12 protein-coding genes are annotated in these 19704 nt (G+C 52.8%); 10 read left to right on the top strand and 2 right to left on the bottom strand.

Going from position 1 to position 19704, the window contains the following annotated elements; genetic code table 11:
- Positions 1-129: 129 nt before the first annotated feature.
- Positions 130-1485, bottom strand: coding sequence for an aromatic amino acid transporter AroP (gene aroP, locus PAGR_RS17740; protein WP_014592927.1), 1356 nt, complete (start codon positions 1483-1485; stop codon positions 130-132).
- 512 nt (positions 1486-1997) lie between these two features.
- Here aroP and pdhR point away from each other — a divergent pair.
- From pdhR to lpdA, 4 genes are all read left to right on the top strand, one after another.
- Entirely contained in the window at positions 1998-2762 is a 765-nt protein-coding gene (gene pdhR / locus PAGR_RS17735) for a pyruvate dehydrogenase complex transcriptional repressor PdhR (protein ID WP_013024636.1), read from the top strand.
- A 102-nt stretch (positions 2763-2864) separates the two neighbouring features.
- Positions 2865-5531: a pyruvate dehydrogenase (acetyl-transferring), homodimeric type gene (gene aceE / locus PAGR_RS17730; protein ID WP_014592928.1), complete on the top strand. Its 2667-nt coding sequence runs from the start codon at positions 2865-2867 to the stop codon at positions 5529-5531.
- A 14-nt stretch (positions 5532-5545) separates the two neighbouring features.
- Positions 5546-7450 carry a pyruvate dehydrogenase complex dihydrolipoyllysine-residue acetyltransferase gene (gene aceF, locus PAGR_RS17725; RefSeq protein WP_014606576.1) on the top strand — a complete coding sequence of 635 codons (1905 nt, stop codon included), beginning with the start codon at positions 5546-5548 and terminating at the stop codon, positions 7448-7450.
- A 283-nt stretch (positions 7451-7733) separates the two neighbouring features.
- Positions 7734-9158 carry a dihydrolipoyl dehydrogenase gene (gene lpdA, locus PAGR_RS17720; RefSeq protein ID WP_014606575.1) on the top strand — a complete coding sequence of 475 codons (1425 nt, stop codon included), beginning with the start codon at positions 7734-7736 and terminating at the stop codon, positions 9156-9158.
- Positions 9159-9778: 620 nt separating this feature from the next.
- Here lpdA and PAGR_RS17715 read toward each other — a convergent pair.
- Positions 9779-10699 (bottom strand): LysR family transcriptional regulator, encoded by a 921-nt coding sequence (locus PAGR_RS17715; RefSeq protein ID WP_014606574.1) that lies wholly within the window; start codon positions 10697-10699, stop codon positions 9779-9781.
- A gap of 97 nt (positions 10700-10796) precedes the next feature.
- Between PAGR_RS17715 and PAGR_RS17710 the strand changes: the two genes are divergently transcribed.
- The 6 genes from PAGR_RS17710 (at position 10797) to PAGR_RS17685 (ending at position 19692) form a co-directional block, all read left to right on the top strand.
- Positions 10797-11795, top strand: a complete 999-nt coding sequence (locus PAGR_RS17710; protein WP_014606573.1) for an aldo/keto reductase — start codon at positions 10797-10799, stop codon at positions 11793-11795.
- 245 nt (positions 11796-12040) lie between these two features.
- Positions 12041-14638: a bifunctional aconitate hydratase 2/2-methylisocitrate dehydratase gene (gene acnB / locus PAGR_RS17705; RefSeq protein ID WP_085980279.1), complete on the top strand. Its 2598-nt coding sequence runs from the start codon at positions 12041-12043 to the stop codon at positions 14636-14638.
- 158 nt (positions 14639-14796) lie between these two features.
- Entirely contained in the window at positions 14797-15159 is a 363-nt protein-coding gene (yacL, locus tag PAGR_RS17700; protein ID WP_014606571.1) for a protein YacL, read from the top strand.
- A gap of 151 nt (positions 15160-15310) precedes the next feature.
- On the top strand, positions 15311-16267 hold the full coding sequence (locus tag PAGR_RS17695; protein ID WP_015700944.1) for a 2-keto-3-deoxygluconate permease: 957 nt from the start codon (positions 15311-15313) through the stop codon (positions 16265-16267).
- A complete protein-coding gene (gene dtnK, locus PAGR_RS17690; RefSeq protein ID WP_029568467.1) occupies positions 16267-17535 on the top strand; it encodes a D-threonate kinase in 1269 nt (422 codons plus the stop codon). Before PAGR_RS17695 ends, dtnK begins: the two co-directional genes overlap by 1 nt.
- 609 nt (positions 17536-18144) lie before the next feature.
- Entirely contained in the window at positions 18145-19692 is a 1548-nt protein-coding gene (locus PAGR_RS17685; protein WP_014606568.1) for a methyl-accepting chemotaxis protein, read from the top strand.
- The last annotated feature ends 12 nt before the right edge of the window (positions 19693-19704 follow it).

Raw genomic sequence — 19704 nt, 5'->3', positions numbered from 1 at the left:
AATCAGCAGGATGAGCGGCAATAAATCGTTGCGATGATGGACAAAACAGCCATGCGAGAAGAAGTGTGAACCGCGTCGGGTCTGGTGACGGCCCACCCGCTGAAAAATGGCGGCGGGTGGGCAGGGGGATCAGGCTTTTTGCGTCTTATTTTTGACGAAATAGCCAATAGCAAGAACGATCAGCCAGACAGGAATCAACCAGACGGAGATGGCCATCCCCGGCGTCATGGCCATCAGAACCAGAATGCCGGCCAGGAACACCAGGCAAATCCAGTTACCCAGCGGGTAGAGAACGGCCTTGAATCGGGTGGTTACGCCTTGCTGATTTTTCTTTTTACGGAATTTCAGGTGCGCCAGGCTAATCATCGCCCAGTTGATGACCAGGGCAGAAACGACCAGCGACATCAACAGGCCAAACGCTTCAGCCGGCATAAGAAAGTTGAGCAGTACACACAATGCCGTGGCAACGGCCGACACCAGAATACTCATCACGGGCACACCGCGACGGTCCACGTTCAGCAGCGCTTTAGGTGCATTGCCCTGCTGCGCCAGACCAAACAGCATACGGCTGTTACAGTAAACGCAGCTGTTATAGACCGACAGCGCCGCAGTCAGAATGACGACGTTCAGCGCGTTAGCCACCATCGCATCGCCCAGCTCGTGGAAAATAAACACAAACGGGCTGGTTTCTGCGGTTACGCGCGTCCACGGCATTAAAGAAAGCAGTACCGCCAGCGAACCGATATAAAAGATCAGAATACGCCACAGCACCTGATTAGTGGCTTTAGGAATCGTGGTTTCAGGATTGTCCGCTTCGGCAGCCGTAATCCCTACCAGCTCCAATCCGCCGAACGAAAACATAATAATGGCCATGACCATCACCAGTCCGCCCAGGCCGTTGGGCATAAAGCCGCCTTGCTCCCACAGGTTGCGCACGGTGGCCTGTGGACCGCCGGTACCGCTAAACAGCAGCCAGCCGCCGAACAGGATCATGGCAATAACCGCAATCACCTTAATAATGGCGAACCAGAACTCCATCTCACCAAACACTTTTACATTGGTCAGGTTAACGGCGTTGATCAGCACAAAGAAGATGGCGGCTGAGGCCCAGGTAGGAAAATCAGGCCACCAGAACTGGATATACTTGCCCACCGCGCTCAGCTCGGCCATCGCCACCAGCACATACAGGACCCAGTAGTTCCAGCCGGAGGCAAAACCGGCGAAGTTGCCCCAGTATTTGTAAGCGAAATGGCTGAAGCTGCCGGCGACCGGCTCCTCTACGACCATTTCGCCGAGTTGGCGCATGATTAAAAAAGCGATAAATCCGGCAATGGCATAGCCTAAAATAACGGCCGGGCCAGCGGATTTGATAACCGACGCACTGCCCAGAAACAGGCCGGTTCCCACTGCACCACCCAGGGCAATCAACTGAATATGGCGGTTTTTTAAACCGCGCTTCAGCGATTCGCCGTGCTGTTGTTCCATACACACCTCATGATGTTGTTATTCTTCGCCGCAGGATGCTCTGACTGTAAAGAATTAAATACACGTAAGACTGATATTTTTAGGGAATCTGACTTGCGTAATGCCGCCAGCTGTAACCTGCCGACCAGAATAGTGATAAGCGCAGGGCTTTGCACCTGCTTTCGCTTTACCTGTTACGAGTTGGCTGAAAAAGAAGCAGCGGAAAAAGGGGGATGTTGACGAGGTGGGTAAAAAACGAACCTGAACGCAGCGAAAGGAAAGCGCAGCGAGCTAAATCGGTTTAACTGGGAGCTTTGTGTAATTTTAGGTAAACCCGAAAAAATTTAACATTGAGTTAACACCCTGTTTTCCACTTTTCAACTCAACAGTTAATGCAAAAGCACAGCCTTACGTCACCTTAATGTCACCGATGCCGTATAGACACAAGGTGAATACTTTGTTACTTTACGGGCTCCTTTTTTGAATTGGTATTACCAATTTACTTTATCAGACAGGCACACTAAGAAGGGAAGATGGCTTACATTAAGATTCGTCAACCCAAACTCTCCGATGCCATTGAGCAGCAACTTGAATCCCTGATTATGGAAGGGACGCTGCAGCCGGGAGAGAAGTTGCTCCCCGAGCGCGAACTCGCCAAACAATTCGATGTTTCACGTCCGTCTCTCCGTGAGGCAATCCAGCGTTTAGAAGCGAAAGGATTGTTACTACGCCGTCAGGGCGGCGGAACATTTGTACAGAAACATCTCTGGCAGAGCGTGAGCGATCCTCTCGTTGGGCTTCTTGCCGAGCATCCGGAATCGCAGTTTGACCTGTTGGAAACGCGCCACGCGTTAGAAGGCATCGCCGCTTACTATGCCGCGCTGCGCGGTACAGAAGAGGATTTACAGCGGATTCGCGACTGCCATCTTCATATTCAGCAGGCGCAGGACAGCGGCGATCTCGACGCTGAAGCAGACGCAGTAATGAAGTATCAGATCGCTGTCACAGAAGCAGCCCATAATGTCGTGCTTTTGCATTTGCTACGATCAATGGGACCTATGCTGGAACAGAACGTTCGACAGAATTTTGAATTGCTCTACTCGCGCCGGGAAATGCTGGCGAAAGTGAGCGGTCACCGCGCCAGAATTTTCGAGGCGATTGTGGCTCGTGAGCCGGAACAAGCACGCGAGGCTTCACACCGTCACCTGGCGTTCATTGAGGAAATCTTGCTGGACAGAAGTCGGGAGCAGAGCCGTCGAGAACGCTCCCTGCGTCGTTTACAGCAACGTAAGGAATAACGTGCGGCAAAGATCGTGCGAACATGTGCGACGAGCCTGTCTCCCTGACGTTAACAGGCTCCCGATTTTTCAACGTATTAGACACAGATAAGGAATACCCCCATGTCAGAACGTTTACACAATGACGTGGATCCGATTGAAACTCGTGACTGGCTACAGGCGATCGAATCGGTCATCCGTGAAGAAGGTGTTGAACGTGCACAGTATCTGATTGATCAGGTGCTGAGTGCAGCCCGCAAAGGCGGTGTGAAAGTTGCTGGCGGTGCTGCCGCAATCAGTAACTACATCAACTCTATTGCCGTTGAAGATGAACCGGATTATCCGGGCAACACCTCACTTGAACGTCGTATCCGTTCCGCCATTCGCTGGAACGCCATCATGTCGGTGCTGCGCGCATCGAAGAAAGATCTGGAACTTGGCGGCCACATGTCCTCCTTCCAGTCTTCTGCCACCATCTATGAAGTGTGTTTTAACCACTTCTTCCGCGCGCGCAGTGAAAAAGACGGCGGCGATCTGGTGTACTTCCAGGGCCACATTTCTCCGGGTATCTATGCCCGTGCTTTCCTGGAAGGTCGTCTGACTGAAGAGCAGATGAATAACTTCCGTCAGGAAGTGGATGGCAAAGGCCTGTCCTCTTATCCGCATCCAAAACTGATGCCGGAATTCTGGCAGTTCCCGACCGTCTCCATGGGTCTGGGCCCACTCAATGCCATCTACCAGGCTAAATTCCTGAAATATCTGGAACACCGTGGTCTGAAAGATACCTCCGGTCAGACCGTTTACGCTTTCCTGGGCGACGGCGAGATGGATGAGCCAGAATCCAAAGGTGCGATCACCATCGCCACCCGTGAAAAACTGGATAACCTGGTTTTCATCATCAACTGTAACCTGCAGCGTCTGGATGGACCGGTCACCGGTAACGGTAAGATCATCAACGAGCTGGAAGGCATTTTTGCCGGTGCTGGCTGGGAAGTGATCAAGGTTATCTGGGGCGGTCGTTGGGATGAACTGCTGCGTAATGACACCAGCGGTAAACTGATCCAGCTGATGAACGAAACCGTTGACGGCGACTACCAGACGTTTAAGTCACGTGATGGTGCCTATGTGCGTGAGCACTTCTTCGGCAAATATCCGGAAACCGCTGCCCTGGTGAAAGACTGGTCAGATGATGAAATCTGGGCACTGAACCGTGGTGGTCACGATCCGAAGAAGATCTATGCGGCACTGAAAAAAGCGCAGGATACCAAAGGCAAGCCGGTTCTGATCCTGGCCCATACCATTAAAGGTTATGGTATGGGCGACACCGCCGAAGGTAAGAACATCGCGCACCAGGTGAAGAAGATGAACATGGATGGCGTTCGCTACATCCGCGATCGCTTCAACGTGCCGGTAGAAGACGACAAGATCGAATCTCTGCCTTACATCACCTTCGATAAAGGCTCTGAAGAGTACAACTACCTGCACGGCCAGCGTGAGAAGTTAGGCGGTTACCTGCCATCACGTCAGCCGAAGTTCACTGAAAAGCTGGAAATGCCGGCGCTGGAAGAGTTCAGTGCGCTGCTTGAAGAGCAGAACAAAGAGATCTCGACCACCATCGCGTTCGTGCGTGCACTGAATGTGATGCTGAAGAACAAGTCGATCAAAGATCGTCTGGTGCCTATCCTTGCGGATGAAGCCCGTACTTTCGGTATGGAAGGCCTGTTCCGTCAGATTGGTATCTACAGCCCGAACGGTCAGCAGTACACACCGCAGGACCGTGAGCAGGTGGCTTACTATAAAGAAGACGAGAAAGGTCAGATTCTGCAGGAAGGGATTAACGAGCTGGGCGCAGGATCATCCTGGCTGGCGGCGGCAACCTCTTACAGCACCAACAACCTGCCGATGATTCCGTTCTACATCTATTATTCGATGTTCGGATTCCAGCGTATTGGCGATCTGATGTGGCTGGCGGGCGACCAACAGGCGCGTGGCTTCCTGGTCGGCGGTACATCAGGCCGTACCACCCTGAACGGCGAAGGTTTGCAGCATGAAGATGGCCACAGCCATATTCAGTCACTGACGATCCCTAACTGTATCTCCTACGATCCGTCGTATGCCTACGAAGTGGCAGTCATCATGCATGACGGTCTGGTTCGTATGTACGGCGAAGCGCAGGAAAATATTTATTACTACATCACCACGCTGAACGAAAACTACCACATGCCAGCGATGCCGAAAGGTGCCGAGGAAGGTATCCGTAAAGGTATCTACAAGCTGGAAACCGTTGAGGGTAGCAAAGGTAAAGTTCAGCTCTTGGGTTCAGGCTCTATCCTGCGTCACGTGCGTGAAGCTGCCCAGATTCTGGCGACCGATTACGGCATTGGTTCAGATGTTTACAGCGTCACCTCGTTCACCGAGCTGGCCCGCGATGGTCAGGACTGTGAGCGCTGGAACATGCTGCATCCAACGGAAGCCCCACGCGTGCCTTACATCGCTCAGGTGATGAACGAAGCGCCAGCCGTGGCCTCCACCGACTACATGAAGCTGTTCGCTGAGCAGGTTCGCAGCTATGTGCCTTCAAGCGATTACCGCGTGCTGGGTACGGATGGCTTTGGCCGCTCTGACAGTCGTGAAAATCTGCGTCACCACTTTGAAGTGGATGCATCTTACGTTGTGGTTGCCGCGCTGGGTGAACTGGCTAAACGTGGCGAAATCGATAAGAAAGTCGTGGCGGATGCGATCGTGAAGTTCAAGATCGATGCCGATAAAGTTAACCCGCGTCTGGCTTAAGAGGTAACAGAGTAATGGCTATTGAAATCAAGGTACCAGATATCGGGTCAGACGAAGTTGAAGTCACCGAAATTCTGGTCAAGGTTGGCGACAAGGTGGAAGCCGAGCAGTCGCTGATCACCGTGGAAGGCGATAAAGCCTCTATGGAAGTTCCCTCGCCGCAGGCTGGCGTGGTGAAAGAGATCAAAATCGCAACCGGTGACAAAGTGGAAACCGGTTCGCTGATCATGATGTTTGATGCTGAAGGCGCTGCGGAAGCAGCCCCTGCCGCCGCCGAAGAGAAGAAAGCGGACGCGGCGCCTGCGCCAGCCGCTGCTGCGGCCACTGCCAGCAAAGAAGTTGCTGTGCCGGATATCGGCGGTGACGAAGTTGAAGTCACTGAGATTCTGGTTAAGGTTGGCGATAAAGTCGAAGCCGAGCAGTCACTGATTGTCGTCGAAGGTGACAAAGCGTCAATGGAAGTTCCGGCTCCGTTCGCGGGTGTGGTCAAAGAGATCACCATTGCGACCGGCGACAAAGTCAGCACCGGTTCAGCCATCATGGTCTTTGAAGCAGAAGGTGCAGCACCGGCCTCTGATGCGAAGCCAGAAGTGAAAGAAGAAGCGGCATCGGCACCTGCCGCGGCTGCGGGCGCAAAAGACGTTAACGTTCCGGATATCGGGGGAGACGAAGTTGAAGTCACCGAGATCCTCGTTAAGGTTGGCGACAAGGTGGAAGCCGAGCAGTCACTGATCGTTGTTGAAGGCGACAAAGCCTCTATGGAAGTGCCAGCACCGTTTGCGGGTATCGTCAAAGAGCTGAAAGTCGCGACGGGCGATAAAGTCAGCACCGGCTCACTGATTATGGTCTTCGAAGTTGAAGGTGCTGCTCCGGCTGCCCCTGCGGCTGCGAAACAGGAAGCCGCACCGGCGCCTGCTGCCAAATCTGAAGCGAAAGCCGCAGCAGCACCTGCCGCCGCTAAAACAGAGAGCAAAGGTGAGTTCGCAGAGAACGACGCTTACGTTCACGCTACCCCGGTCATTCGTCGTCTGGCGCGTGAATTTGGCGTTAACCTGGCCAAAGTTAAAGGCACAGGTCGTAAAGGCCGTATTCTGAAAGAAGACGTTCAGGCTTACGTTAAAGATGCCGTGAAACGCGCAGAAGCCGCGCCAGCCGCCGCCAGCGGTGGCGGCCTGCCGGGCATGCTGCCATGGCCGAAGGTTGACTTCAGTAAGTTTGGTGAAGTTGAAGAAGTGGAGCTGGGCCGTATCCAGAAAATCTCGGGTGCGAACCTGAGCCGTAACTGGGTCATGATCCCACATGTTACGCACTTCGACAAAACCGATATTACCGAGCTTGAAGCTTTCCGTAAGCAGCAGAACGCCGAAGCGGAGAAGCGTAAGCTGGACGTGAAATACACGCCAGTGGTCTTCATCATGAAAGCGGTGGCGGCGGCGCTTGAGCAGATGCCACGCTTTAACAGCTCACTGTCTGAAGATGCGCAGAAGCTGACGTTGAAAAAGTACATCAACATCGGTGTGGCGGTGGATACGCCAAATGGCCTGGTGGTTCCGGTCTTTAAAGACGTGAACAAGAAGGGCATCACAGAACTGTCTCGTGAACTGATGGCGATCTCTAAAAAGGCGCGCGATGGCAAACTAACCGCAGGCGACATGCAGGGCGGCTGTTTCACCATCTCCAGCCTTGGCGGCCTGGGCACCACCCACTTTGCGCCGATTGTTAACGCGCCAGAAGTGGCCATCCTTGGTGTGTCAAAGTCAGCGATGGAGCCAGTGTGGAACGGTAAAGAGTTTGCACCACGTCTGATGATGCCAATCTCTCTGTCCTTCGATCACCGCGTTATCGACGGTGCAGATGGCGCACGTTTCATTACCATTATTGGCAATATGCTGTCAGACATTCGTCGTCTGGTTATGTAAAAAGCGCAAAAGGCCGGCAAATGCCGGCCTTTTTGTAACATTCAGGGCACCGCGGTTGGCAGTTTATTAACAATTCTGTAAACTCTTGCGGTGAACATGTCCCGGTGGAATAAGGACATCATGAGCCTATTCCATTAGGCATAATTGGCGCAGTCAGCTTGCGTACCTGCCACGCAAACCCGTCAACGGTAGGGTGGTAGCAACATACGCAATATGGCCAGTTAACTAGCCTAATGGGATAGGCTCAGCGTCTGACCCGCCGGAAATCCAATAAGAGGTCATGATGAGTACAGAGATTAAAACTCAGGTCGTGGTACTTGGGGCAGGTCCTGCAGGTTACTCTGCAGCTTTTCGTTGCGCTGACTTAGGTCTGGAAACCGTACTGGTTGAGCGCTACAGCACCCTCGGCGGTGTCTGTCTTAACGTAGGCTGTATCCCGTCTAAAGCGCTACTGCACGTTGCCAAAGTGATTGAAGAAGCGAAAGCGCTGGAAGAACACGGCATTGTGTTTGGTCAGCCGCAAACGGATATCAACAAAATCCGCAGCTGGAAAGAGAAGGTGATTAACCAGCTGACTGGCGGTCTGTCAGGCATGGCAAAAGGTCGTAAAGTCAAGGTTGTTAACGGCCTGGGCAAATTTACCGGTGCGAATACGCTGGTGGTTGAAGGTGAAGGTGGTGCAACCACCATTAACTTCGACAACGCCATTATCGCTGCGGGCTCACGCCCAATCGAGCTGCCGTTCATTCCTCATGAAGATCCTCGCGTGTGGGATTCAACCGATGCGCTGGAACTGAAAGAAGTGCCTAAACGTCTGCTGGTCATGGGCGGCGGTATTATCGGTCTGGAAATGGCGACGGTTTACCATGCGCTGGGTTCAGAGATCGACGTGGTTGAAATGTTCGACCAGGTTATCCCGGCTGCCGATAAAGACGTGGTGAAAGTCTTCACCAAACGTATCAGCAAGAAATTCAACCTGATGCTGGAAACTAAGGTGACCGCCGTTGAAGCAAAAGACGACGGTATCTATGTTTCAATGGAAGGTAAAAAAGCGCCAGGCGAAGCCCAGCGTTATGATGCGGTTCTGGTGGCAATTGGTCGCGTGCCAAACGGTAAGGGCATGGATGCAGATAAAGCCGGCGTTGAGGTTGACGACCGTGGCTTTATCCGCGTTGACAAACAAATGCGCACCAACGTGCCGCACATCTACGCTATCGGCGATATCGTCGGGCAGCCGATGCTGGCGCATAAAGGCGTGCATGAAGGCCACGTTGCGGCAGAAGTCATTTCAGGTCTGAAGCACTACTTCGATCCGAAAGTGATTCCGTCCATTGCCTATACTGAACCAGAAGTTGCCTGGGTTGGTCTGACCGAGAAAGAAGCGAAAGAGAAAGGCATCAGCTATGAAACTGCCACATTCCCGTGGGCAGCATCCGGCCGTGCTATTGCTTCTGACTGCGCAGACGGTATCACCAAACTGATTTTCGACAAAGAAACCCATCGCGTTATCGGTGGCGCCATCGTCGGTACTAACGGCGGTGAGCTGCTGGGCGAAATTGGTCTGGCCATTGAAATGGGCTGTGATGCAGAAGACATCGCATTGACCATCCATGCGCACCCGACCCTGCATGAGTCAGTAGGCCTGGCCGCTGAAATCTTTGAAGGCAGCATCACCGATCTGCCTAACGCGAAAGCGAAAAAGAAATAATTTTCAGAACTGAAATAGCGGCCCCTTATGGGGCCGTTTTTTTATGGCTTAGATTCAATCGGATAATGAAAGGAATAAAAGAAAAGGCGCCTGTGCTAACACCTTTACACGGGCAAAAATGGCGTAGTCAATCCCGCCATTAACGCATTTTTTACTGTCTGGTTTCGTTATTCAAGACAGCCGAAAGTTCAGTACTCATTATTCTGAGGCGAAGTTCACATAATGAACGTCAATTTGATAAACGTAATCCTAAGAGCATTGACCCGCTGATAACAAGCGAACCGTATTTCGACTTGATGGTGGCACCTCTCTTGATTTTTATCGTGAGAGGGGTTAGGGCTTGCAGTGTTGAGGTATCAGGGTTTCCCCGCTCGCACGCGTTAAAATTATTGTGAGCGGTTCCTGCCTCTTTCCACCTCAGATTCTCACGTCAGGCAGAATGATTCATGAGCCCAACCGCAGTCTGCGCATGTATTATTTCAGAGTCTCTTTATATTTTATTGGATTATTTAGTGAACCATTAATAAGATCGTCAGAGGTTAATACGTCCTGATTAAAAAGGTTTTATATTTACTTTTTGGCGCCTTTTTAATTTTTTTAACGCGAGATCGCGTTGTTATTCAATTTTTATGATTGCCTGCTTCGTTATTATTAAGGCGTAGCCAGTCAATAAAATGCCGCAACGGCGCAGAGACATAACGCCTGCCAGGATAATACAGCCAGAAGCCATCTGCATGTTGGGTAAAGCCACTGAGCAGTTCAACGAGTGCGCCGCGCTGCAGATGGGCGCTGACCACGGCTTCCTGTAAGAAGGCGATCCCTGCCCCTGAAAGGGCGGCCTGCAAAATCCGCTCGTTGTTATCCAGCACCAGCGGGCCACTGACCGCGACCTCCTGCCTTTGCCCCGCGTGCCAGAATTCCCAGCGATAGCGTCGGCCACTGGGGAAGCGGCGTTCGATGCAGGGAAATGCAAGCAGTTCATCCGGCGTTTGCGGTGCGCCATGACGTTCGATTAAGGCCGGGCTTGCGACAACCAGAGTGCGCATTGCCGGGCCAAAGGGCAGGGCAATCATATCCTGTGCCAGCACATCGCCATAGCGAATGCCTGCATCAAAACCCGCTTCCAGAATATCGACCAGCGCATCATTACTGTCAATTTCCAGCGTGATTTCCGGATAGCGCTGGATAAACGGCAGAATCAAGCTTTCAAAGAACAGTGTTTCAGCAGAACGCGGCATATTGAGTTTCAGCTTGCCGTGTGGACGCGCCCGCCAGTCATTAAGTTCATCCACGGCCTGAGAGAGTTCGACCAGCGCGGGTTGAATACGCTGGAGAAAATGCGCGCCCGCTTCGGTCAGGGAAACGTTGCGAGTGGTGCGGTTAAGCAGCCTCACGCCGAGCCGCTGCTCGAAATGGCGCATTGCATGGCTGAGTGCCGAGGGCGTGACGTTACGCGCCTGCGCGGCTTTGCGAAAGCTACGATGGTGCGCAATCGCACAAAACATTTCCAGTTCCTGAAGCGTTGCCCGGGATAGCATCATTGATGAGTTTTTCTCACTGAATTAGAAAATTAAGCACAATTGTTGTTGCGATTGATGAGGATTATAACAATAACACCGCAATAATGAGGAAGATGTCATGCAACAACGTCAATTAGGTAATCAGGGTTTACAGGTATCGGCACTCGGGCTGGGCTGCATGGGCATGACCTTCGCCTATGGCAACACGGATGAGTCACAGGCATTAAATACGCTCTCCCGCGCATTTGAACTGGGCATTAATTTTCTGGATACCGCTGAGATCTACGGGCCCTTCACAAACGAAGCGCTGATTGCAAAAGCCCTTAAAGGCCGCCGTGATAGCGTGACCGTTGCGACGAAATTTGGTTTTAGCATTAGCGGTGCCGGTCAGGGCTGGGAGAACATGACCGGTGTGAACAGTCAGCCACAGCATATTCGCGAGGCAGTAGAAGGATCTTTGACGCGTCTCGGCACCGATCATATTGACCTGCTTTATCAACATCGTTTCGATCCCGCGGTGCCGATCGAAGACGTGGTGGGCACGATGGCAGATTTAATTAATGAGGGAAAAGTGCGCTACCTCGGCCTGTCGGAAGTGTCTGCCGCCACGCTGCGCCGTGCCTGTGCCGTACATCCGATTTCGGCCTTACAAAGCGAGTACTCACTTTGGACTCGCGATCCCGAGCAGGGCATTCTTGCTACCTGCCGCGAACTTAACGTCGGTTTCGTGCCATACAGCCCTCTGGGCCGCGGTTTTCTGACCGGTAAGCTGGCAGCGGTGACCGACCTTGATCCGCATGATTTCCGCCGTGGCTTGCCGCGTTTCCAGCAGCAGTCACAGCAACATAACCAAAAGTTAGTGGATCAACTGATGGAGATGGCGCGGGGTTATGGTATTTCTGCGGGTCAACTGGCACTGGCGTGGGTTTTAGCGAAGGGTGAGGATATCGTGCCTATTCCGGGAGCAAGCAAAGTCCACCATCTGGAAGAAAACTGTGCCGCCGCGTCAGTTGCCCTGAAAAAGATCGACATCGACATGCTGGATACTGTGTTTGCCCCGGAAAACATTCGCGGTGAGCGCTACGCCAATGCAGAATACGGTATGATCGACCGCTAAACGTAATCGGGTATGACTGTGTTAGCAGGCGGGGCTTTACGCCCTGCTTTTTTTCCGTTTACACCGGATTAGTTAGCGCATTCTGCTACAGAAAACCCTAATGTTGCTTTTTTGTAAACAGATTAACAAGGCGGTTAAATCCTGCTATGCTGCCCCACGCGGAACCGGGCACCTTACCCTACTCATGGAATGCGTTGTCATCAGGGTGCACCGGAAACCCATACAATGAGAGCGAGGAGAACGTCGTGCTAGAAGAATACCGTAAGCACGTTGCCGAGCGTGCTGCCCAAGGGATCGTACCTAAGCCATTAGATGCTTCCCAAATGGCCGCGCTGGTTGAACTGCTAAAAAATCCACCTGCGGGTGAAGAAGAATTTTTGACCGATTTGTTGGTCAACCGCGTACCACCCGGCGTCGATGAAGCGGCGTATGTTAAAGCAGGTTTCCTGGCTGCTGTCGCCAAAGGCGAAACAACCTCTCCTCTGGTATCTCCTGAAAAAGCTGTTGAACTGCTCGGTACCATGCAGGGCGGCTACAACATCCATCCTCTGATTGAAGCATTAGATGATGCGAAACTCGCACCGATTGCGGCAAAAGCGCTTTCCCACACGTTGCTGATGTTTGACAGCTTTTACGACGTTGAAGAAAAAGCCAAAGCAGGCAATCCACACGCGAAGCAGGTGATGCAGTCGTGGGCGGATGCCGAATGGTATCTGTCTCGTCCTGAGCTGGCTGAAAAAATTACCGTTACGGTTTTCAAAGTCACGGGTGAAACCAACACCGACGACCTGTCTCCGGCACCGGATGCCTGGTCACGTCCGGATATCCCATTGCATGCCCTGGCGATGCTGAAAAATGCCCGTGAAGGCATTGAGCCGGATGAGTCAGGCAACATCGGTCCGATTAAGCAGATCGAAGCACTGCAGGCTAAAGGTTTCCCGCTGGCCTATGTGGGCGACGTTGTGGGCACAGGTTCATCCCGTAAATCGGCCACCAACTCGGTGCTGTGGTTTATGGGCGATGACATCCCTAACGTGCCGAATAAAAAAGGCGGTGGTGTTGTTCTGGGCGGCAAGATTGCGCCTATCTTTTTCAACACCATGGAAGATGCCGGCGCGCTGCCGATCGAAGTGGATGTGAACGACCTGAATATGGGTGATGTCATTGATATCTATCCGTTTAAAGGCGAAGTGCGCAATCACGAAACCGGCGATCTGCTGGCCAGTTTTGAACTGAAAACCGACGTGCTGATTGATGAAGTGCGTGCCGGTGGCCGTATTCCACTGATCATCGGTCGTGGCCTGACCAGCAAAGCGCGTGAATCCCTGGGGCTGCCTGTCAGCACCGTGTTCCGTATCGCGAAAGACGTGGCGGAAAGCTCACGTGGCTACTCACTGGCGCAGAAAATGGTTGGCCGCGCCTGTGGCGTGGACGGCGTCCGTCCGGGTGCCTATTGCGAACCGAAAATGACCTCGGTAGGCTCGCAGGATACCACCGGTCCTATGACCCGCGACGAGCTGAAAGACCTGGCATGTCTGGGCTTCTCTGCCGATCTGGTGATGCAGTCGTTCTGTCACACGGCGGCTTATCCTAAGCCAGTCGATGTGAACACGCACCACACGCTGCCAGACTTCATCATGAACCGTGGCGGCGTTTCCTTGCGTCCTGGGGATGGGGTAATTCACTCCTGGCTGAACCGTATGCTGCTGCCGGATACTGTCGGCACCGGTGGCGATTCCCACACCCGCTTCCCAATCGGTATTTCCTTCCCGGCAGGTTCGGGTCTGGTTGCCTTTGCGGCAGCGACCGGCGTTATGCCACTGGATATGCCGGAATCGGTACTGGTACGTTTTAAAGGTAAAATGCAGCCCGGCATTACGCTGCGCGATCTGGTTCACGCCATTCCGCTGTATGCGATTAAGCAGGGCCTGTTAACCGTTGAGAAGAAAGGCAAGAAGAACATCTTCTCCGGTCGCATCCTTGAAATTGAAGGTCTGCCCGATCTGAAAGTGGAGCAGGCGTTCGAACTGACCGATGCGTCTGCTGAGCGTTCTGCTGCAGGCTGTACCATCAAGCTGGATCAGGCGCCGATCAAAGAGTATCTGACATCTAACATTGTCCTGCTGAAATGGATGATCTCAGAAGGCTACGGCGATCGTCGTACGCTTGAGCGCCGTATCGAAGGCATGGAGAAATGGCTGGCGGATCCACAGCTGCTCGAAGCCGACGCCGATGCAGAATATGCTGCGGTGATTGACATCGATCTGGCGGAGATCAAAGAGCCGATTCTGTGCGCGCCAAACGATCCCGACGATGCGCGTCTGCTGTCAGATGTGCAGGGCGAGAAGATTGATGAAGTCTTTATCGGTTCGTGCATGACCAACATCGGTCACTTCCGCGCGGCAGGTAAGTTGCTGGACAGCCACAAAGGCCAGCTGCCAACCCGTTTGTGGGTCGCACCACCGACCAAAATGGATGCGGCACAGCTGACGGAAGAAGGCTACTACAGCGTGTTCGGTAAGAGCGGTGCGCGTATTGAGATCCCGGGTTGTTCACTGTGCATGGGTAACCAGGCACGTGTCGCCGATGGCGCAACGGTCGTTTCGACCTCAACCCGTAACTTCCCGAACCGTTTAGGTACAGGGGCTAACGTCTACCTGGCTTCTGCGGAGCTGGCGGCGGTCTCATCACTGTTAGGTAAGCTGCCAACGCCAGATGAGTATCAGCAGTTTATGGCGCAGGTGGATAAAACGGCTAGCGATACCTATCGCTATCTCAACTTTGACCAGTTGAGCCAGTACACTGAAAAAGCGGATGGCGTGATTTTCCAGACCGCCGTCTGATTGCTGATCGTTGGTCCATTTAAGAGGGACGCTCTGGCGTTCCTCTTTTTTTATGCCTGAAAAGTGTCATGAAGGAAGCCGGATGTGTGCGCTAAGCAGGTGCATGGTAATGAAAATAGCGGTATAACAGCGCGAGTGACTGATAGAGAGATAAGATCATGGAGTATGAATTTCTACGTGACATCACGGGCAAAGTGAAAGTTCGTATGTCGATGGGACATGAAGCACTGGGCCACTGGTTTAATGATGAGGTCGAGCACGATGCCAGCGTGCTGGATGAGGTAGAAGCGGAAGCCCATAAATTAAAAGGAAGTGAACGTCAGTGGCAACGTATCGGGCGGGAATACACGCTGTGGATGGATGACGAAGAGGTGATTGTCCGCGCGAATACGCTGAATTTTGAAGGCGATGAAATGGAAGAGGGCATGAATTATTACGATGAAGAAAGCTTATGCTTCTGCGGTATGGAAGATTTTCTGGCGGTCATTGCTGCCTGGCGGCGCTTCATGCAAAACAGATAATACCGGTGAGTATTGCAGGCCCTGTGGTTCCCCTCCGTATTGATTGATTATGCTCAACTAACCGCGCGCTATTCTGCGATTCATGCCGCAATTTTCCTCTTAATGATTTAATATCATCATGGTGATTATAATTAATCATAATGGTGATAATATGGATATTAAAGCAACAGTTGAAAAAATCCCGGGCGGTATGATGGTTGTCCCGCTGGTTTTAGGGGCCATCGTGAATACGCTCGCGCCCGAAGCCTTACAGGTGGGCGGCTTTACCACCGCGCTTTTTAAAGAAGGTGCACCTGCTCTGATTGGGGCATTTTTGTTTTGTATGGGCGCAGGGATATATATCAAAGCGGCACCCAAAGCCTTGTTGATAGGCGGTGGCGTCACGGCAAGCAAGTTTCTTGTTGCTGTGGCCGTGGGCTTTGCTGTGGATACCTTTTTTGGCGCGGAGGGGCTGTGGGGACTGACGTCGGTCGCCGTCATTTCGGCCATGAGCAATACGAATGGCGGCCTTTATGCTGCGCTCGCGGGGGAGTTTGGCCAGGACAATGAAGTCGGCGCGACCCCCGTGATCTCCCTTAACGATGGTCCGGTACTCACCATGATTGCCCTGGGCGCGGCAGGGATGGCAAATATTCCTGTCATGTCGGTGGTGGTGGTGATCGTCCCCATGCTGCTGGGCATGTTGCTCGGTAATCTCGATCCAAAAATGCGCGATTTTTTGTCTCAGGGCGGCCCGATACTGATTCCCTTCTTTGCCTTTGCGTTGGGCGCCAGCATTGATTTTGCCATGCTGCTCAAAGGCGGGCTGGCTGGCATTGTTCTGGGGGGCTTAACCACGCTCGTCGGCGGCTTCTTTAATATAAAAGTCGATCGCTTGTTAGGTGGCAGCGGAATTGCCGGCGCGGCGGCATCCAGCACGGCGGGCAATGCTGTCGCCACGCCTGTTGCTATTGCTCACGCCGATCCCGCCCTGGCGGACGTCGTTGCGTCGGCCACGCCGCTGGTCGCGACGTCGGTCATTGTTACCGCAATTTTAACGCCCATGCTGACCTCATGGGTGGCAAAGAGTAATCAGCAGCGATCGCTGTCATCCACGGAGAAGTTATGATGAAAATGCTTGTCATCGCCGACGATTTTACGGGCGCAAACGATACCGGTGTCCAGTTGGCTAAAAAGGGCGCACGCACCGAAGTGATGCTGACGCCACAGCAGAAACCCTCGCGGCGGACTGACGTACTCGTCATCAACACGGATAGCCGGGCGCTTAGCGCAGAGCAGGCGAGCATTGCCGTTACTCAGGCGCTTTCTGCCTGGCTGGGCACGACGCAAAATAACGTACTGATTTATAAAAAAATCGACTCGACCTTGCGGGGGAACCCCGGGGCGGAGATTGCCGCGGCTATGGCGGCAAGTGGTGCCACGCTGGCGATCGTTGCCGCGGCCATACCTTCGGCAGGCCGCATCACGCGCCAGGGTGAGTGCCTGGTGCACCAGCGTCCGTTGCTGGAGACAGAGTTTGCCAGCGATCCTCGCACCCCGATTATTTCGTCGCGAATCAGTACGCTTATCGGCTTACAGACTCGTCTGCCGGTGAGTGAAATGTCGCTGGACGTGGTAAGAGGCGGTGAGCTACGTGCCCGGCTTGAAAGTCTGGCCCGGCAGGGAGGGGGCATCGTGGTCATGGATGCCGAAAATGATAACGATCTGACGCTAATTGCCCAGGCCGCCCTGGCCATGACCCATCCCCCTTTATTGGTCGGTGCGGCGGGGCTGGCGAATGCACTTCCGGCTGAAAGTTACATGACTATGCATCAAACTCTGCCCGTACTGGTGGTGGCAGGCTCAATGAGTGAAATGACCCGACGTCAGGTTGAGCAGGCGCAGCGCTCAGGACGCGTTGACGTTGTCAGAATTGCGGTACAAACCCTTCTGGGGCCTAAAGATGAGTGCGAGCATATCGTGGCCCAGGCGTGCGAGATTCTGATGCAGAACAGGCACTGTGTTCTTCAGACCAGCAGTAGCGTTGACGATCGTAATCAGATTGATGCTCTGATCGCGCACTACGAACTGAGTCGTGAAGCCTTAGGTGAAAAGCTGAGTCAGCGGCTGGGAGAAATCACGTTGGCGATTCTCGATCGTGCTCGTACCGGCGGCCTGTTTCTCACCGGTGGGGACATCGCTATTGCGGTGGCTAACGCATTGGGCGCTGAAGGTTATCGTATTCAGAGCGAAGTCGCTCCCTGTATCCCCTGCGGCACCTTCGTGAACAGTGAAATTGATGACCTGCCGGTTATTACCAAGGCGGGGGGATTTGGCACAGACAGTACGCTATGCGAAGCCCTGCACTACATAGAAGAGTTGTATCTCCAACCCTAAGCCCTGGCCTGTACACCGGCGACGTTGCAGTCGATGTGCAGGTTAAAATCGATTTCAGAGAGCACAAGGTAGGGCTGATTTGTATTAAGAGCACGGGGCACAGGGCAATATTTAACGCCGCGCGCGATGTTCTGTTTTATTAAAATATAACCTTTCACCAAAAGGACGAGGAGATGACAGGCGGTTTTGACATGAGTGATAACATTTAATTGGTTAATAATGCGATGGCGCTAAGTCAAATTAACGTTGCACTTTATTCATTCAACGCAATGTTGTAAGCATTTTCATTCTCATCTCTTTTAAAAGTCTTTGATTTTAATCTTTTTTATTTCGGTGGGTTAATTCACGCTCCGCTGAAGCTGCATAGTGATAGATAAGCATCTCTGCGATTTTTTGAAGTGGCTTAAAATTAAAAAGGTAACGCAGTGGAAATTTCAGCAACTGCGTTAATAATCAACTGGACATTAATGCGTTTATATTGGCGTCACTCATTTTTGGGTGCGTTAACAGGCTTTTCATTAAATTTACATGCCTGATTATTAATGTTTTTGCCATTAGTCTCAGTTAATTAATGGAATTTATTTATTTTTTTCCACTCGCGGAGAAATTATGCTCAGCAACACATCTATCAGAACACGACTCTATATTGCATTTGGCGCGATTACGCTGGTCATGATTGTCGTTTGTGGCCTGTTTTATGCCGGGTTTGGCCGGGTAACACAAGCCAGCCAGCTTAATATTCATACTTATCAGGTTGTTGAAGGATTAAACAAGGCCACCGAAAACCTGCTTAATATGGAGACGGGCGTGCGTGGTTTTGCGCTCAACGGCAAACCGCAGATGCTGGTCCCGTTTAATGAAGGAAAACAGGCATTCAGTCGATATATAGAGAGTACGCATCAGCTGACCCAGGATAATCCGGAACAGCAGAAACGTTTAGTTGATTTGGAAAACAGACAAAAGGCCTGGCTGGAAACCTATGCCCAAAAGGTGATCGATGCGCGCGAACGCCTGAATCAGGGCTCGCTGGATCAGCAGCGCTTTTTTGAGCTCTTTGCCTCGGGTGAAGGGAAAGTTCAAATGGATGCGATGCGCTCTGTCATTGAGTCAATGATTGCCACTGAAAAATCGTTGCTGCAGGCCCGTGCAGACGAGTTAATCACTGAGCGTACAAAGACCAGAATGACGTTAACAGGCGGGCTGGTGCTTTCGACAGCCATCTCATTGGTGCTGGGACTGCTTATTTCCCGTAGCATTTCCCGTCCTCTGACGCTGGCGGTGAATACGGCTGATACCATCGCCCGGGGCGACCTGACCTCCGTGATTACCGTGGATCGAAAGGATGAGACCGGCAAGCTGCTTGCGGCGCTGGCCAATATGCAAAATCATCTGCGGACACTGGTTTCTCAGATCAAAGACTCCGCTGCGTCGGTTGAACTGGCAGCCAGCGAAATCGCACAGGGAAATACAGAGCTCTCTTCCCGCACGGAGGAGCAGGCTGCCGCGTTGCAGCAGACGGCAGCCAGTATGGAGCAGATTACCGCTACCGTGCGCAACAACACTTCCGTCGCAGAATCCACCGCCTCTTCGGCTCGCGAGACGGAATCGCTGACCCGCGCCAGTGAAAAAGCCGTCAATGAAATGAGTCAGACCATGCACAGCATTTCGGTGAGTGCGGCCAAGGTCAAAGAGATTACGGCGGTCATTCAGAGCATCGCGTTTCAGACGAACATTCTGGCGCTGAATGCCGCCGTTGAAGCAGCAAGAGCAGGTGAACATGGTCGCGGTTTTGCCGTGGTGGCGAGCGAAGTCCGGACGCTGGCTCAACGCAGCGCCTCGTCGTCACGAGAAATCGGCACCCTGATTGAAGAAGCCGTCAGTGGCGTCGAGAAAGGCGTAAAAGCGGCAGATAATACGGCACACAGTATTCTTAAAGCCGCGAGCGAGGTCGCCTCGCTGGCACAATATATGGATGGGCTGGCTCTGGCATCGGTAGAACAAATGCAGGGCGTTTCGCAGGTCAGCGTGGCTGTGACCCAAATGGACAGCGTAACGCAGAGCAACGCGGCGTTGGTCGAACAGTCCGCTTCTGCATCCCAGTCGTTAACGGAACAGGCAAGGAGCCTGAGAGTATTAACGGCCGCGTTTCAGATCTGATGCCCATCGGCC

The organism is Pantoea ananatis PA13 (genome assembly GCF_000233595.1).
In the GTDB taxonomy this organism is placed as follows: Bacteria; Pseudomonadota; Gammaproteobacteria; order Enterobacterales; family Enterobacteriaceae; genus Pantoea; species Pantoea ananatis.
Note: the sequence above shows the minus strand (reverse complement) of the source record. Positions and strands in the feature narration are given on the sequence as shown.

Coding starts and splice junctions, on each gene's coding strand:
- PAGR_RS17695 (WP_015700944.1), top strand. CDS start 15,311: ATGGATATTAAAGCAACAGTTGAAAAAATCCCGGGCGGTATGATGGTT.
- PAGR_RS17710 (WP_014606573.1), top strand. CDS start 10,797: ATGCAACAACGTCAATTAGGTAATCAGGGTTTACAGGTATCGGCACTC.
- dtnK (WP_029568467.1), top strand. CDS start 16,267: ATGAAAATGCTTGTCATCGCCGACGATTTTACGGGCGCAAACGATACC.
- aceF (WP_014606576.1), top strand. CDS start 5,546: ATGGCTATTGAAATCAAGGTACCAGATATCGGGTCAGACGAAGTTGAA.
- aceE (WP_014592928.1), top strand. CDS start 2,865: ATGTCAGAACGTTTACACAATGACGTGGATCCGATTGAAACTCGTGAC.
- aroP (WP_014592927.1), bottom strand. CDS start 1,485: ATGGAACAACAGCACGGCGAATCGCTGAAGCGCGGTTTAAAAAACCGC.
- PAGR_RS17685 (WP_014606568.1), top strand. CDS start 18,145: ATGCTCAGCAACACATCTATCAGAACACGACTCTATATTGCATTTGGC.
- lpdA (WP_014606575.1), top strand. CDS start 7,734: ATGAGTACAGAGATTAAAACTCAGGTCGTGGTACTTGGGGCAGGTCCT.
- pdhR (WP_013024636.1), top strand. CDS start 1,998: ATGGCTTACATTAAGATTCGTCAACCCAAACTCTCCGATGCCATTGAG.
- PAGR_RS17715 (WP_014606574.1), bottom strand. CDS start 10,699: ATGATGCTATCCCGGGCAACGCTTCAGGAACTGGAAATGTTTTGTGCG.
- yacL (WP_014606571.1), top strand. CDS start 14,797: ATGGAGTATGAATTTCTACGTGACATCACGGGCAAAGTGAAAGTTCGT.